Annotated in this window: 19 protein-coding genes; 9 read left to right on the top strand and 10 right to left on the bottom strand. The window is 43.4% G+C overall.

What is annotated here, in order from left to right; translation table 11 throughout:
- Positions 1-272: 272 nt before the first annotated feature.
- The 3 genes from ACED48_RS06575 to ACED48_RS06565 all read right to left on the bottom strand — a co-directional run bounded on the left by ACED48_RS06575 (position 273) and on the right by ACED48_RS06565 (position 2,978).
- Positions 273-1,406, bottom strand: coding sequence for a flagellin (locus ACED48_RS06575; protein WP_017056360.1), 1,134 nt, complete (start codon positions 1,404-1,406; stop codon positions 273-275).
- 121 nt (positions 1,407-1,527) lie between these two features.
- Complete coding sequence (locus tag ACED48_RS06570) at positions 1,528-2,451, bottom strand: Dyp-type peroxidase (RefSeq protein ID WP_017056359.1); 924 nt, start codon at positions 2,449-2,451, stop codon at positions 1,528-1,530.
- Positions 2,452-2,516: 65 nt separating this feature from the next.
- Positions 2,517-2,978, bottom strand: coding sequence for a DUF2919 domain-containing protein (locus ACED48_RS06565; RefSeq protein WP_017056358.1), 462 nt, complete (start codon positions 2,976-2,978; stop codon positions 2,517-2,519).
- Between the two features lie 108 nt (positions 2,979-3,086).
- Here ACED48_RS06565 and ACED48_RS06560 point away from each other — a divergent pair, with 108 nt between their 5' ends.
- From ACED48_RS06560 to ACED48_RS06550, 3 genes are all read left to right on the top strand, one after another.
- Complete coding sequence (locus ACED48_RS06560; protein ID WP_017056357.1) at positions 3,087-3,431, top strand: DUF2956 domain-containing protein; 345 nt, start codon at positions 3,087-3,089, stop codon at positions 3,429-3,431.
- A 12-nt stretch (positions 3,432-3,443) separates the two neighbouring features.
- Positions 3,444-3,776 (top strand): DUF4156 domain-containing protein, encoded by a 333-nt coding sequence (locus tag ACED48_RS06555; protein ID WP_017056356.1) that lies wholly within the window; start codon positions 3,444-3,446, stop codon positions 3,774-3,776.
- A 140-nt stretch (positions 3,777-3,916) separates the two neighbouring features.
- Positions 3,917-4,783 carry a universal stress protein gene (locus ACED48_RS06550; RefSeq protein WP_017056355.1) on the top strand — a complete coding sequence of 289 codons (867 nt, stop codon included), beginning with the start codon at positions 3,917-3,919 and terminating at the stop codon, positions 4,781-4,783.
- 271 nt (positions 4,784-5,054) lie between these two features.
- Here ACED48_RS06550 and ACED48_RS06545 read toward each other — a convergent pair whose 3' ends face one another.
- From ACED48_RS06545 to ACED48_RS06535, 3 genes are all read right to left on the bottom strand, one after another.
- Positions 5,055-6,038, bottom strand: a complete 984-nt coding sequence (locus ACED48_RS06545) for a succinylglutamate desuccinylase/aspartoacylase family protein (protein WP_235588151.1) — start codon at positions 6,036-6,038, stop codon at positions 5,055-5,057.
- Positions 6,039-6,091: 53 nt separating this feature from the next.
- Positions 6,092-6,997: a 30S ribosomal protein S6--L-glutamate ligase gene (rimK, locus tag ACED48_RS06540; protein WP_017056353.1), complete on the bottom strand. Its 906-nt coding sequence runs from the start codon at positions 6,995-6,997 to the stop codon at positions 6,092-6,094.
- 405 nt (positions 6,998-7,402) lie between these two features.
- Positions 7,403-7,690 (bottom strand): helix-turn-helix domain-containing protein, encoded by a 288-nt coding sequence (locus ACED48_RS06535; RefSeq protein WP_017056352.1) that lies wholly within the window; start codon positions 7,688-7,690, stop codon positions 7,403-7,405.
- Positions 7,691-7,895: 205 nt separating this feature from the next.
- Between ACED48_RS06535 and ACED48_RS06530 the strand changes: the two genes are divergently transcribed.
- From ACED48_RS06530 to ACED48_RS06515, 4 genes are all read left to right on the top strand, one after another.
- Entirely contained in the window at positions 7,896-8,243 is a 348-nt protein-coding gene (locus tag ACED48_RS06530) for an ArsC family reductase (RefSeq protein ID WP_017056351.1), read from the top strand.
- A 113-nt stretch (positions 8,244-8,356) separates the two neighbouring features.
- Complete coding sequence (gene dapE, locus ACED48_RS06525; protein WP_017056350.1) at positions 8,357-9,493, top strand: succinyl-diaminopimelate desuccinylase; 1,137 nt, start codon at positions 8,357-8,359, stop codon at positions 9,491-9,493.
- Positions 9,494-9,538: 45 nt separating this feature from the next.
- Positions 9,539-10,213 carry a M15 family metallopeptidase gene (locus ACED48_RS06520; RefSeq protein ID WP_017056349.1) on the top strand — a complete coding sequence of 225 codons (675 nt, stop codon included), beginning with the start codon at positions 9,539-9,541 and terminating at the stop codon, positions 10,211-10,213.
- 8 nt (positions 10,214-10,221) lie between these two features.
- Entirely contained in the window at positions 10,222-10,431 is a 210-nt protein-coding gene (locus ACED48_RS06515; protein ID WP_017056348.1) for a DUF2897 family protein, read from the top strand.
- Positions 10,432-10,566: 135 nt separating this feature from the next.
- Here ACED48_RS06515 and bamC read toward each other — a convergent pair whose 3' ends face one another.
- Together bamC and dapA are read right to left on the bottom strand one after the other, a co-directional pair.
- Entirely contained in the window at positions 10,567-11,613 is a 1,047-nt protein-coding gene (bamC, locus tag ACED48_RS06510) for an outer membrane protein assembly factor BamC (RefSeq protein WP_017056347.1), read from the bottom strand.
- A gap of 48 nt (positions 11,614-11,661) precedes the next feature.
- Positions 11,662-12,540, bottom strand: a complete 879-nt coding sequence (dapA, locus tag ACED48_RS06505) for a 4-hydroxy-tetrahydrodipicolinate synthase (RefSeq protein WP_017056346.1) — start codon at positions 12,538-12,540, stop codon at positions 11,662-11,664.
- 373 nt (positions 12,541-12,913) lie between these two features.
- Between dapA and ACED48_RS06500 the strand changes: the two genes are divergently transcribed.
- The gene (locus ACED48_RS06500; RefSeq protein ID WP_017056344.1) at positions 12,914-13,456 is read left to right on the top strand and encodes a glycine cleavage system protein R; all 543 of its coding nucleotides are present in this window, start codon (positions 12,914-12,916) and stop codon (positions 13,454-13,456) included.
- 12 nt (positions 13,457-13,468) lie between these two features.
- Positions 13,469-13,939, top strand: coding sequence for a thioredoxin-dependent thiol peroxidase (gene bcp, locus ACED48_RS06495; RefSeq protein WP_010436585.1), 471 nt, complete (start codon positions 13,469-13,471; stop codon positions 13,937-13,939).
- A 146-nt stretch (positions 13,940-14,085) separates the two neighbouring features.
- On the opposite strand, the gene ACED48_RS06490 is transcribed toward bcp, so the two are convergent.
- Together ACED48_RS06490 and ACED48_RS06485 are read right to left on the bottom strand one after the other, a co-directional pair.
- Positions 14,086-15,162, bottom strand: coding sequence for an AI-2E family transporter (locus ACED48_RS06490; RefSeq protein WP_017056343.1), 1,077 nt, complete (start codon positions 15,160-15,162; stop codon positions 14,086-14,088).
- Positions 15,155-15,394: a sulfurtransferase TusA family protein gene (locus ACED48_RS06485; RefSeq protein WP_017056342.1), complete on the bottom strand. Its 240-nt coding sequence runs from the start codon at positions 15,392-15,394 to the stop codon at positions 15,155-15,157. The genes ACED48_RS06490 and ACED48_RS06485 overlap by 8 nt, the downstream gene beginning before the upstream one ends.
- Between the last annotated feature and the right edge of the window lie 147 nt (positions 15,395-15,541).

The following is a 15,541-nucleotide window of genomic DNA, read 5'->3' as shown; positions in this document are numbered from 1 at the left end:
TATAGCGGTTTCCGACGTCTCGGAAAACCAAGTAGTTCTCTCAAAGTTACTTTTAGTAACGGCTCGAATGGTGAAACCTTTAGAAAAAAAACAATAAAATTAAAGAAATAGCATTAAAAGAGAAGAAAGCGTGACTGGTAGTAAAATTATCAAAAAAAGAGAAGGAAAACGCTAAAGTTACGGAAAAGTTGGACGAGTAAAAAGTTGAGCTGCTACTAGCTAAAATGACTGGTGTCCATCCGAAATTTCTTTATAAGATTAGAACGAATTTATTAACCTAATAACGTTAAGGCAAGGTTCGGCGCCTGCTTTGCTTGAGCCAGTATTGTGGTGCTCACCTGCTGCAGTATTTGCTGCTTAAGCATTTGAGTAGTTTCTTTAGCGTAGTCGGTATCTTTAATTCGACTGTTTGATGTCGCCAAGTTCTCATGGACATTTTCAAGGTTATTAATGGCATGATCAAAGCGGTTTTGCATTGCGCCGAGTTCGGAGCGATGACTGTCGACATACTTCATTGCTGTATCTAAGATAGAAACAGCGCGTTGAGCACCACCCACATCTGTTACATTGATGTCATCGACTGATTCATAATAACCCGCCGACATCGAAAGCTCACTTGCGAGCGAACCGGAAAAAGAAATCGTGCCTGCGGTATCTTCACCAGACATATAAATCTGAAGCTGCCCATCATCATTAACCGAAGCTGATACGAGATCCGTTTGACCATTGATGTAAGTAGCCAACTCTTCGATATCATCGCCCGTTTTCGCGTTAATGGTGATCTCCTGAGGCTGACCAAAACGATCGGTAAACGACATCGTCATATCATTCTGATTGGATTTCACTTCCCACGAGTCATTGGCCATGCCATTGGCGACATAACTAAAACCGCCCATGTTGATGTCATCCGTACGCATGCTTTTCAGGCCAATTTGCACTGCTTCACCAGAACTGCCACCAATCTGAAACGAAGAACTACCAAAGCTACCGTTAAGGAGTTTTTTACCACCAAATGAAGTGGTCTCTGCGATACGATTCAGCTCATCGTTTAAGGCAGTAATTTCTTCTTGAATCGCCGTTCTTTCCGATTGGCTATTCGAGCCGTTACTCGCTTGTAATGACAAATCTCGCATGCGTTGCATGATATTGGTGGTTTCATTCATCGCCCCTTCTGCGGTCTGCATAATGGAGATTCCGTCGTTAGCGTTTCGAACCGCGACATCAATACCGCTCATCTGCGCTTCCAATCGATTCGAGATTTGTAAGCCGGCCGCATCGTCTTTTGCGCTATTAATACGGCTCCCTGAAGCTAAGCGCTCCAAAGATTGGTTCAGCATGTTGTTGGCATTAGAGAGGTTTCTCTGGGCCACCAGCGCTGAGACATTTGTATTAACAGTTATAGCCATAGACCTTTACTTACAAAAAGATGAATAAAACTAACGATTGGTATTATATCGACCAGTTCATATAAAGCTTTAATAAAAAAGGAGCCCTGAGGCTCCTTTTGCTGACTATCTTTAAGACGATTTACTTAATCGTTAATGCACTCAACATGTCTGCTGAAGGAGCAAAATAGTAAGCGCCTGTCACTGCTTTAGTAAAGCGAAGTAGTTGGTCTGTTTTACCATCTGTCGCGCCGTACATGCTCTCCAGCATCGCATCAAAATTATGACGGATATTACAGTAAGCAATAAACAGTAAACCGTGGTCGCCCGTTGCTGTGCCGTAAGGCAGGCTATGACGAACAATTTTAAGGCCTTTGCCTTCTTCTTTGATATCCACACGACCAACGTGAGATGCAGCTGGAACATCATCTAACTCTATTGAATCTGGCTTAGTACGACCAATCACTTTCTCTTGTGCCGATACATTCAATCGATTCCAAGCTGGCAGGTTGTGCACAAAACGCTGCACCATCACATAACTACCACCAGCAAATACACCCTCAGGAACAATCGCGACTTCAGCTCGTTGTGCATCTTTCGGGTTTTCAGTGCCATCCACGAAATCAGTCATGTCACGAGAATCAAGGAAGCGGTAACCGTAAGTTTCATCCACAACTTCCACGTCCGCTGCCACTTCAGATAACAATTTACGTAGGATGAAGAAATGCAGATCATGTCGGTTTGAATGACAGTGAATCAGAACATCAGACAATGTGCTCGGAGCCGTGATATCACCCTCACCAAGCGCAGGAAAATCAATTAAGTCAGAAGGCGCTGCTTGCTCGAACTTATCCCAAAAAGCTTTTGAGAACGCAACCGACGCCGTTAGGTTTGCATCAGGTTGAGTTTGGTTTAGCTCATCGATTAGAGTCGGAAGCTTTTGAATTTCTGCTAGTACATTAGCAGTATTAGCGTTCACTTTAAGTTGAACGTAAAGCGCGAAAGGCCCAGCTTCAGGCAAAATAGCACTTTGAACGTTAGGCTGCTCATTTGAAACATTAAGCATAGATTATTCCTTCCAGTTTTAGCTTCTAAGTATAATTGTGAATGGGACAAATGTTTTGATGAGAATCAGTCTTCGAGCTCAACCACTTTAAAGCAATCCCTTGCAGCATGGCTATTGGTTAGATAAAGCGCTAACCACAGCAGCAACAATAGGGTGATGCCATTTGACCAACGGAACCATCCGTTATCCAAATAGATTAAATAAATCGTATGGGAGCCCTGTGCCAAGATAGCTATCATGGTAACCCAACGTCCCCATGACACGACTTTGTTAAGGCGCTTTCTATCTGGCGATCTTAGCCCAAATAACCACATCAGCAGCAAACTAGGCACACTCAACGCGATCCCGACATAAAACATCTGATGGTCTGGGTAGATTATCTCAAGAATATCGGTTCCCGATTCTCGGCTTGCGCCGGCAACGATGAAAACGACCAAAGCTTTCGCCAGAAACAGCCAACCTAACCATAATAGGATTGGGGCTCTTAAAAAGCCGTGCTTATCGTATTGTTCTATGGAGTACCGCACAAATCTCACTTTCACTTATTTTCAAACCAACACTTTAACGCAAATCATTCATACTTAACTAGCTTTGCGTTATCTTAGTAGCCAATCCGTTTAATTATCGAACTCAGTATGAAAAAGAAGACTAATACGCCGTCTGTTGAATCTCAACAAGAGGCCATGAAGATAGCCAAAGCGACTCAAAAGCCAGCTCAAACCAAAGAACAAACCAAGTTGATTGCTCAAGGTATCGAGAAAGGCATCGCACTTTACAAGAAACAGCAGAAAGAGCGCAGTCGCCAAGCCGACAAAGCAAAAAAGCGTGTCCAGAAAGAGAAGCAAACTCAACAGGCGAATCAAGACCAAGCACAGAATGTCGACACGAGTGTTGAAACCACATCAAATCTCGGCAGCAAATTACCGTGGCTACTACTGATCGCTAGCTGGATAGGCTTCGCGATTTATTTGATGAAATAACAAGGTAATCGTATGAAAAAGGAATTAATCGCTTTAGCTATGAGTGGTGCATTGCTAGGTTGCACGACACCAACATCACTACCTCATAGCGACGCTGACAAAGTGCAAATGGATTACCACGGTGTGATTAATATCGAGCAATGCGAGTACAAAGGGGAAGTCACAGGCAGCGAAGGGCATTGGTATAGTTACCTATTCTTCCAAAATGATACTCTGATTCAAGGCGCAATGAATGAGCTCAAGTCTAATGCTATTGAGTTAGGCGCAGACACCATCATATTTACCCTTCCCCAACACTTTAGTACTTCCGTCACTATGCTTGGCACAGCCTATCTGTGTCAGTAAGCAAAAAATCGCATATCGTTATGCTTTGATTTTATGATGCCCAAAAGAAAGCACCCAAACCTTGACTAAATCAATTTAACAGCTTGAATCAATGATATACATGGAGTTATTGGAACTCCTTATTTCAAATGGAAATGAAAATGGGTTCAACCAATCTACTAACTAAAGTTTGTGCTAAACCATCTAGACGAGTTTTGCTGAAGGCGATTCATTTTGCACATGCCTCTACTCAATCCTTAAACATATACGCAGAAGATTATCGTCGTAGTGAAGAGCACACTTTCTTAGAATACCTAATCACACCCAAAGAAAGCGGCGCCCGATACAATGACTTTTTCATGCAATGGTGTCGTTCAATATTAGAAACAATAGAAGAGATTCACTCTGAACTAGAACTACCTATGATAGAAGTTAACTTTAACCTACTAGCGGGCAATAGTTGGGAACATGAATTGACTAAAGAACATCAGAATAACACTGGTTTCTTTCTTATTGATTATTCTAAAGGAATTGTTGCACTCCAACTGCTTAGGGAGTTATCTCGTCAAGGCCGCGATATATTATTACTCACAGATATAAAATGGCCACAACCACTGAAAGTGGCTTCCGCCATCGATCCGCTTCACCGTAGCGATAAAAACGCAGAAATAGATAAGGAAATTATTGTTCGAAGCTTAGAGCTAAGTAAACGATTAAAAGCCAATATGTCACTCGTTTACTGTCAGTACGTTGCCCCATACTTATATCGATACTCTAAGGACATTCTGAAACACCAAAAACAATCGATGACCGTTTTTCTTGAGACTAACAAATTTAATCACCTACCACTTCGATTAATAAAAGCGAACCCAGAAGAAGGTCTGCCAGACATTGTTAAATCAATGGGAGCTTCGATTCTAGTGCTAGGAGCTTGCAAGCGGACGGCTCTATCTCGTTACTGGTCAGGAAGTACCGTAGATGTGCTATTAGCAAACCCACCTTGTGACCTCCTACTGGTTAGTAAGTAAACACACCAAAAATTTCAATACAGTTAACCTCTCGGCGTTAATTGTATTGAAGCTAGCGATGAAAACCTCAAACAACTTCTGGTTTGATCAGAGTTAGGAAGTCGACCAAATAACTCTCATTTTTATATTTATCATTGGCTCTCGTAATGCCCGCTTATTTGATTCGCGTATTATATTTATGGCTCCGCCAAAGTGCATATCAGTAACTCCCTACAAACTTGGACCGCAGAACACACCCAACTGCCATTAACTTTTATCGTCGTCACCACCATCACAAGTCATCTTTAATTTCTCTCGAGGCCACATCCTCAGATAACTTATCCATCTGCTGGGCTATCATTTCTTCATCTTCATCAAAATAAGCGATGTGGTACATAGCTTCGCCCTCCTGAATCAAAGGAATGTTTTGCTTCCCGATAATGACACCGGTACGAGGTGCTATAATCACAGCTAACTCTTCTCCATAAGCACTACTAATGGTGGCCAGTTGATCACCTTTCTTTACATAATCCCCCAGGTGATACTTATGTTTGACAATACCGCTGGCGCTTCCTCGCACCCATTGACTACCGCGGGCGATCACAGGTTCAGGCGCGTCCCGTCTCGGGCGGCGGCCTTTACTAATCATATTAAGATGACGCAAGACACGTATGACTCCTCTCGTGCCCATTCGAATGGATGCCTCATCAAAACGCAGCGCCTCACCTCCCTCGTACACAAGTACTTTCGTATTAGAGCTCGCTGCACAATCACGCAATGATCCATCAATCTCTTTCGAATGCAGTACCAAAGGTGCGCCAAAAGCCTTGGCCAGTTCTGCGGTTGCCTCATCCTCCACATTAGCCCGAATTTGAGGCAAGTTGGTTCGATGAATCGCTCCCGTATGCAAATCAATTCCGTACTGGCACTTTTCGATAATTTCGGTTCTAAAAATGTTAGCGACTCTTGCCGCCAGAGAGCCTTTAGGAGACCCTGGAAAACTGCGATTTAAGTCTCGGCGGTCTGGCAAATATCGACTTTGATGTATAACGCCATGAACGTTTACCATAGGAGCAAAGATAATTGACCCGCGAAGTACTTTAAAACGTTTCATGTTGATGATTCTGTGAACAATTTCGATACCATTCAGTTCATCGCCATGCACCGCGGCACTAATAAATATTGTAGGCCCATCTAGCTTCGCTCTCATAATGTAAACAGGCAGAGAAACCTCTCCATCTGTATATAACTTAGCTACAGGAAGCGCTATTTTCATTCGTTGACCAGGCAGTACACTGTAAGTGCCAATACACAAAGCTGACATCGTCGTTAACCCTTACCGCGCGTTTTATTTGCGTGTAACTTTGCATTTTTTTCAATAAAATCATAAACCTTACCAGCAATATCTAAGTTAGTAGCCATCTCTATACCTTCAAGGCCTGGGGAGGAGTTCACTTCCATCACCATTGGCCCACTGTTGGCTCGAAGTAAATCTACCCCACAGAAGTTTAATCCCATGATTTTTGCGGCACTTACGGCGGTTTCTCTTTCTTCTTTAGTTAAACGAATAATTTCAGCTGAACCTCCACGATGTAAATTAGAACGGAACTCTCCATCTGCCGCTTGTCGCTTCATAGCCGCAACAACTCGACCTCCAATAACAAGGCAACGAATGTCTGCTCCCCCTGATTCTTTTATGTATTCTTGAACCAATATGTTCGCTTGAAGCCCCATGAAAGCTTCAATGATGCTCTCTGCAGCTTTCGAAGTGTCAGCCAAAACAACACCAATACCTTGCGTACCTTCTAACAACTTAATAACGAGAGGAGCTCCCCCTACATTCTTGATTAAATCTTTAATGTTGTCCGGTTTACTTGCGAAGCCTGTTCTCGGTAGACCAATACCTTTGCGAGAAAGAAGCTGCAAAGAACGTAGCTTATCTCGGGATCGGCTAATCGCTACAGACTCATTGACGTTAAAAGTTCCCATCATTTCGAATTGTCTCGCTACTGCCGTACCGTAAAAAGTAATAGAGGAACCAATACGTGGTATCACAGCGTCGTAAAGAGGGAGCTCATTGCCTTTATAACGAACCGTAGGTCGACTACTCGTAATATCCATATAACAATGCAGCGTATCAATCACATCAACTTCATGTCCTCGTTCAACCCCTGCCTCCACTAAGCGAGTGGTTGAGTATAATTTTGAATTTCTCGATAAGATGGCGATTTTCATTCTTATTTACCTTGTAAAAAAAATGTAGTGCTCGTTATATAATAGATAGGATTCATCTTTTTCTTACACTTTGTTCGAGATAATTTGTAAAGCTAATGCATATTCAACTATTCAAAACCTTTGTCGTGTCTACCATATAAACGGCTCTCTGCACGTCGAATCGCCAATACTTGCACCTATCGCGCATGCGATACACTAGAATAGACAGGTAATAACCTCTCAAGTGGTTTCTATTTGAAGTTGAATGACCGAGCCTTACTGGTACACCTGTTCGATTATTTATTAATATTTCTAGCTACAAATACGGACCACTTATGGGGGCCTATCGTTGTTGCTAAGGTAAACCTACAAAGTATCATCCTACCTCGACGTTCCACCCAATAAAAAAAGCCAGCTTTCGCTGGCTTATGCACTAAATCCAAGGCTTATTTCTATATCGCCTTTACGCTCTAAAACCCACTGACTATCAAATGGTCCCCAGTCGGATAACTGGTAATAGCCATCATTATGACGTCGCCCATCTTGAACAAACATAAGTTCGATACCGATCCCCGGTAACGCCTTGAGTACATCTTGAATCGTACGACGAGGCCACCCCGTTTTTTCGATGAGTTTAGGCACATTTGGCCTATCAAGGCTTTCCACTAACAATGCTAAATATAGCCGCCTTGCAAAAACAGGACTCAACTCCATTGACACCTCCTATATATGTGCAACTCAATTATTTCTTTTTTTGCTGACAACATGTTGAGGTTGATCAATAACTCTCCAATAGTGACATTTTCTTACCGTTTTTTTTTACTCTGTGAAATATTCATCACTCTATTTTGTCTGAGTTGTCGCTTCCTGATAGGATTCAATTCATAACAATGAAATAAAATCACCCAAAGGAAGAATAATGACTATCACTATGTTTGGTATCCCAAATTGCGACACCATCAAAAAAGCAAAGAAATGGCTTGAAGCTGAAGGTATCGAGTTCGAATTTCACGATTATCGCAAACAAGGCGTCACCGAAGAGTTAGTAGCAAACTTCTGTTCAGAGCTTGGTTGGGAGCTTGTGCTAAACAAACGTGGTACGACTTATCGCCAACTTTCTCAAGAGCAAAAAGACACATTAACGGAAGAAAAAGCCGTCACTCTGCTTGTTGAACAACCAGCAATGATTAAGCGCCCGATCTTAAAAGTCGATGGCAAGCTTCATATTGCCTTCAAAGCTGACCAATACGCTGCTATTTTTGCGTAATCAGCAATTAGCGTAATAAGCAATTATTAGAACAGATAACAAAGCGTTGAACTTCCCCTGTTCAACGCCCGAAATTAATAACTAGACGTTTTATTTAAACAAGGAATTCAAGGATGACAGATAGCCCAACTTTGGCTCTGGCAAAAGACCTCATTAGCCGTCAATCGGTAACCCCTGAAGACGCAGGCTGCCAAGACTTAATGATTGAACGCTTAAAAGCGCTCGGCTTTGAAATCGAAGTGATGGTATTTGAAGATACGACGAACTTCTGGGCTCGTCGTGGTACCGAAGCGCCTCTGTTTGCCTTTGCTGGCCACACTGATGTGGTTCCTGCTGGCCCAATTGAACAGTGGAGCACTAAGCCATTCGAACCGACTATCGTCGACGGTTTCCTTCACGGCCGTGGCGCAGCAGACATGAAAGGTTCTCTGGCTTCAATGATCGTTGCCGTAGAACAATTCATAGCTAAGCACCCAGATCACACAGGCTCAATCGGGTTCCTGATCACTTCAGATGAAGAAGGTCCGTTCATCAACGGTACGGTACGAGTTGTTGAAGCGCTGATGGCGCGTGGTGAGAACATCGACATGTGTATTGTGGGTGAACCATCGAGCACAGAGTATGTGGGTGATGTTGTGAAGAACGGCCGCCGTGGCTCTATTACAGGCGACCTAACGATTAAAGGGACACAAGGGCATGTTGCCTACCCTCACCTAGCAAACAACCCAGTACACAGCTCTCTGCTTGCTATCAATGAGCTGGCAACAACTGAGTGGGACAAAGGTAACGATTACTTCCCGCCAACCAGTTTCCAAATTCCAAATGTAAGTGCAGGTACTGGCGCGTCAAACGTGATCCCTGGTGAGTTTAATGTTCAGTTTAACCTGCGTTTTAGTACCGAGTTAAGCAACGACATCATCGTTGAACGAATCACAACAACACTCGACAAGTATGATTTCGAATACGACCTTAAGTGGACATTCAATGGCGACCCGTTCTTAACAGACGCAGGTTCACTGCTTGATGCTATTGTCGATGCAGTAGGTCACGTCAATGATGTGAAACCAGCTCTTCTAACGACTGGTGGTACATCTGATGGTCGCTTTATTGCGCGCATGGGTGGACAAGTGGTAGAGCTAGGGCCAGTGAATGCAACGATTCACAAGGTTAATGAATGTGTGAAAGTGGCTGATTTAGAGAAACTAACCGACATGTACGAAAGAACATTAGTGAACCTGTTCGCTAAATAGTCTTTCATCAGCGATTCATAGCATCTAATTATTGAGAGGCACGTTATGACACCAGAGCAGCTTACCGGACAATCAGATTCTCATCTGGAACCCAACCTGATTGGCACCAAGACCTTCTTGGTTCACCGTAAGGTTAAGGATGATCTGAACAATTTGATTGAAGCTGCTCAGCTCGCTGGTTTTAAAATGGAGATTGCCAGTGGCTTTCGCGACTATGAAAGGCAATCTCTGATTTGGAACCGTAAGTTTTCTGGCGAAGCTCCGATATTAGATTCAGAAAGCCAACCTCTTGATGCTTCAACACTGACTGAACATCAAAAACTATCGGCTATCCTGAGGTGGTCTGCACTTCCCGGTGCGAGTCGTCATCATTGGGGTTGTGACTTCGATGTCTTTGCTCGCAACCACTTACCTGAAGACATACAGCTGCAATTAGAACCATGGGAATACCTTACTGGCCACCAGCAAGCGTTTTACCAATGGTTATCTGTTCATGCTGCGCAATTTGGGTTCTTCTTTCCTTACAGTAAAGACCTTGGTGGTGTGGCGATAGAGCCTTGGCATATTAGCCACCGTGAGGTTTCGGAGTCGTGTTTATCACAGTTATCTCCCACTTTACTTGGCAAGCAACTCCAATCTAAGCCAATATTAGGGTATAGGATTATTATGGAGCAGCTAGACGAGATCTACGCACGCTTCGTAACGAACATCAGCCATTAGGAGCGCTTATGTTGGAATGGCTTACAAACCCTTGGGTTATCATCATCATCGTGATTAGCGTCGTGGTGGGTAATATCGCAGCTCTAAAACAGACCGCCAATATGGACCTGACAGGTCGTGGTAAAACAGAGCGAGATTTAGATAAGCTCAATCACTTAGAAAAGCAGAATCAAGAGAAGGATCAAAAAGAAGAGTCATCGGATAACAAAGACGCTTAACCTGTGGCTCTGATGGCTTGATAATTTCGATAGCTTTGTGATTTGGGTGGCTTTGCCTGATTTTAGAATAAGCCGCTGACTTATAAACGAACATAAAAAAAGAGGACACAATGTGTCCTCTTTTTTATTAGCTAATCATTCAGCATTCGTCTCATTGTCATCTTTGGTTTGGTCAGCAACGTGTGCTAGTACCGGTACCATTGATTTAAGTAGCTCTTCTTCTACTGGCTTACCTGATGTATCCGTTACGTTGATCGACGTACGGTTACCAAGATCACCAAATAAGAAGGTGTAAGTACCTGGCGCTAAATCGACAGGTTGTAGGCCAATCTCTTCCCAGAATTCATCATCTGGCGCGGCGTACTTCGCCTTCACCGTACCTTGAGATTGGTTACGCTCTTCAAGCTCAAAGCCCATCGTAGGCAACAAACTAGGCAAACGCTGCCACAATACATTGTATGGTGTACGAGCAATGATCACAGGGAAGCCACTGCGGTCAGCACCCATTGAGATTGGAATACGCTTCACCAACTCTTGTGCTTTCAGCGCTGCTTCTGCACGAAGATTTTCATCGTATTTAGCCATGACCAAGTTGGTCAGGAACGCGTTATAGCGCTCTTTATTGGTTGCTGTTACCGGCTTCTCTTCAGTACCTTCACGCCAATCAATGAGGTTAATCTTGAAGCCATGGCGGTTGTTTGCTTGGAAACGAGAGATAGAGTAACGGCTGCCAATCTCTACTTCTTCATCTTCAGAAACCCAAGTTACCCAATCGGTCTCAATCTCATTCTCTGACTGCTCACGAATGCCAATCCCACGCTGAGCTAGCATGTCTACTGCCGTTTGCCACACTCGGTCTGCTTCTTCAGCACGAAGGAGCCATAGTGTTACTTCACCATTTTGACGCTCAGTACGAGCACCAGGTATCAGCTCAAGTACTTGTTGCGGTGGACGAATATCCACTTCACGACCTGTACCACCACTAAATTCGCCGCTTGGAATGTCAAAATTTGGGTAGAACTGAGGCTGAGCATCTTCTGGCAATTGCCATTGTGAAAACTCAGGTGTTTCTAAGTATTCGAAATCATCTTTGGCCTGCCGACGTTGAGTCGGACTGCCAGAACATGCTGTAAGAACAAAAACAGCCAGTGACCCAATCACTAGCTGGTGAGAATACTTCATTTATACTCCTAAATGCCGAAGGTTCGCTTCGGCATCACTTCATACGTTTTAGTAAATACACGCTTCAGTCATTGCTTGAGCAACAACAGGTTGAGCTGGTTCTGACAGTTCAGTCAGCGGTAGACGTAAGCCACCTTCAGCAATCAGACCCATTTTATGAACCGCCCATTTTACGGGAATAGGGTTAGACTCAACGAACAAATTCTTATGTAGAGGCATCAAACGTTCATTGATCGCTTCTGCTTCTTCAAACTTACCTTGTTTCGCTAGTTTGAACATGGTTGCCATATCAGCGGCTGCAACATTGTTGGTTACAGAGATCACGCCGTCGCCACCACGCTTCACAAATTCTAAACCTGTTAAGTCATCACCACTTAGTAAGATAAAGTCTTCGCCACAAAGTTCACGGTGAATTGCAATTCTGTCGAGATCACCCGTCGCATCTTTAAGTGCAACGATATTTTCGATCTCAGCGAGGCGAGCAACCGTTTCTGGTAACAAGTCAACGGCAGTTCGGCCTGGTACATTGTAAAGAATCTGAGGAACGTCACTGACTTCAGCAATCGCTTTGTAGTGCTGGTACAAACCTTCTTGAGTCGGTTTGTTGTAGTAAGGCGTCACACTCAAACAACCAGCAATGCCAGAACCATTTAATAAACGGCTGAATAGCACTGACTCGTGAGTTGCGTTTGCACCCGTACCAGCAATAACAGGAATACGACCATCAGCAAATTCAACGATCTTATTGACGACTTTGACATGCTCTTCAATTGTGAGTGTTGAAGACTCACCAGTTGTGCCAACCGCAACCAGACCATCACTACCTGCAGCAACATGGTGTTCAACTAACTTTTTAAGGCTGTCGAAATCCACTTCACCATCTGTATTAAATGGCGTAACTAGCGCAACGATACTTCCTGAAAACATGTCTATCTCCCTTAATTTATTCTTTTTGCATGTTACTGTAAGCCAATCAATAAACACAAGACATTAAAGTGGCTTAGCGGCAACATCTGCAGTAAATATTGTCGTATGTTTGAGGTAAAACGACTTCTAACGGCGTTATACCTGAAATTTGGGCAACCTGCGCTCAATCTATCGGAAAGCCTATCGCCGGATGTCAGTAGCAAGTAAGCTGTGCTCTCACTCTGCCATCTCAATTTTAACGCTCTCGATATTCCAATCATTTGTTGCCAGTAAGACACAAGATGCCTCATAAAAAGCCCCGCCCATACGCTTATTCCTCAGGCTAACTGTGCTAACATGCAAACATCAATGGAATATTTAGAGACGTGATTTTATGACTCAACATCTAGTAATCACAGCTGTGGGCACTGATCGCCCAGGTGTATGCAACCAAGTGGTTCATTTAGTCACCCAATCAGGCTGTAACATTATTGATAGCCGTATCGCTATGTTTGGCGAAGAATTTACGCTTATCATGCTACTGTCTGGAAAGGCAAACAACATTACCCGCGTTGAAACGACCCTGCCCTTGCTTGGCCAAGAGCACGACTTAATTACGATTATGAAGCGCACTTCTCCTCATGATATTATTGAGAACTCATACACGCTAGAGGTGTTCGTTGAGTCAGACGACAAGCTTGGACTTACCGAGCAGTTCACTCAATTCTTCGCGGACCGAAACATCGGCCTCGACTCGCTTAGCGCACAAACCATCAATAAATCCAAGGTTCAGTTCGATAGCGACCAGTTCCATATCTCAATTACTGCTTCTGTGCAGTCTGAATGTAATTTGATGCAGCTACAAGAAGAATTCAATTCGCTGTGTCAGAGCCTATCCGTACAAGGCTCGCTCAACTTTATCAAAAACAGTCTTTAAAAAGGAAATATCATGAATACGCTAACGGCTGGTGTTCCAGCACCTGCTTTTTCTCTTCCAGATCAAGATGGCAATATCGTATCTCTTGGTGACTTCAAAGGTAAAAAAGTACTTTTCTACTTTTACCCAAAAGCAATGACTCCAGGTTGTATTGTGCAAGCAGAAGGTCTGCGTGATATCAAAGCACAGCTTGATGACCTCAATGTCGTGGTTTTGGGTGTGAGTGTTGATCCAGTCAAACGCCTACCAAACTTCGTTGAGAAGAAATCTCTGAACTTCACTCTATTATCAGATGAAGACCACAGCGTTGCTGAACAGTTTGGCGTTTGGGGTGAGAAGAAATTCATGGGCAAAGTATACGATGGTCTGCACCGTATTAGCTTCCTAATTGATGAAGAAGGTCAAATTGAACATGTCTTCAACAAGTTCAAAACGAAGACTCACCACGAAGTGGTTTTAGATTACTTCAATCAAGAAGCTTAATGGCTGTTTCGGTTAAAAGCGCTAAGTTCAAATGAGCTTCTTAACCCAATGCACCGTAGCAAAAGAATAGATCAAAAAGGCCAAATCTCATTAAGATTTGGCTTTTTTTGTAATGGGTATTTGTAGTGTTTACACTAAGAACTTAGTTAGTGTGAGTGCTCAGGATCATCGTCCAACGCATGACTCGGTAAGGCATTCCAAACCGCTTTCACTAACGTTGCCAATGGAATAGCAAAGAACACACCCCAGAATCCCCATAAACCACCAAACACCAATACAGCAACAATAATCGCAACAGGGTGTAGGTTCACCGCTTCAGAGAACAGAACGGGTACTAACACGTTGCCATCTAGTGCCTGAATAATGCCGTAAGCCAGCAACAACCAGTAGAATTGAGGCTCAAGCCCCCATTGGAACAGGCCAACAATTGCTACGGGCACGGTTACCGCTGCCGCACCGATATACGGGATCAATACTGATAAGCCAACCGCTACGGCCAGCAGTGTTGAATAACGTAAATCTAGGATCGCAAAGGTGACGTAACTGACACCGCCGACGATTAAAATTTCAACTACTTTGCCACGAATATAGTTCGAAATCTGTTGGTTCATTTCTACCCAAACCTTGGTCGCTAAACGACGGTTTTTAGGTAGTACACCACTCGCCATACTAACCATCTCTTCTTTATCTTTTAGTAAGAAGAAGATAAGCAAAGGCACAAGAATCAAGTAAACCGCAAGCGTGGCTAGACTAACAAGAGAAGCAACAGAACCTTTAACAACGCTTTCCCCAAAGCCTAGTGCTTTATTCTTCGCATTCGACATGACGGATTCAACAATCTGCAAGTTTGCCAACTCAGGGTAACGTTCAGGAATCGTCGAGATGAACTTTTGTAAGCCGCCATACATACTTGGGATATCATTAATAAGGTTACCAACTTGCCCCCAAATGGTTGGCACTAGGCCAAATAGCGCAAGCAACATTAAACTAAAGAACATCAAGATCACCAGCATCACAGAAGGCGTTCGGGGAACCCCTAGTCTCTGAAGCTGAGTTACTGGCCACTCTAACAAGTAAGCCAACACAATCGCGACCAATAACGGAGCGATTAAATGACCAAAGAAGTAGATCGTAATAAAGCCGAATAGAATGATGGCAACCAAACTGACGGCATGGGGATCAGAGAAACGTCGTTTATACCAACGATTAACCATTTCAAGCATTTGATTGCAATTCCTTTTTAGTAACGAGGAGGTGATGGTAGCTAGAGCAAGCCTCAGTAATTACAACGTAGGTGTGCTGAGATAAAAACCTCACAATATCTTTCATCGAGCTGTTATCAGAGACGTAAATTGACAATGATTGTCCTACTTCTAACTTTACACTGTGACGCTTGGCTAATAATAACGCCATTGGACAGCGCTCTTGGCGTAAATCTAGAATATTAGGTGTCATTCTTGGACTCGATGCTTATTATAAGAGGCATATTGTAATCTGTTTTTAAAAACGTGCCATCATTGATTTATCTTCCTTCATGATAGCGCACGCGCTTGGTAAAGGTTAAATCGGATACAGAACCAATTTGCATTGCACTTGTCTTAC

The sequence above is a fragment of the Vibrio sp. 5S239 genome (genome assembly GCF_041439575.1).
In the GTDB taxonomy this organism is placed as follows: Bacteria; Pseudomonadota; Gammaproteobacteria; order Enterobacterales; family Vibrionaceae; genus Vibrio; species Vibrio kanaloae.
Note: the sequence above shows the minus strand (reverse complement) of the source record. Positions and strands in the feature narration are given on the sequence as shown.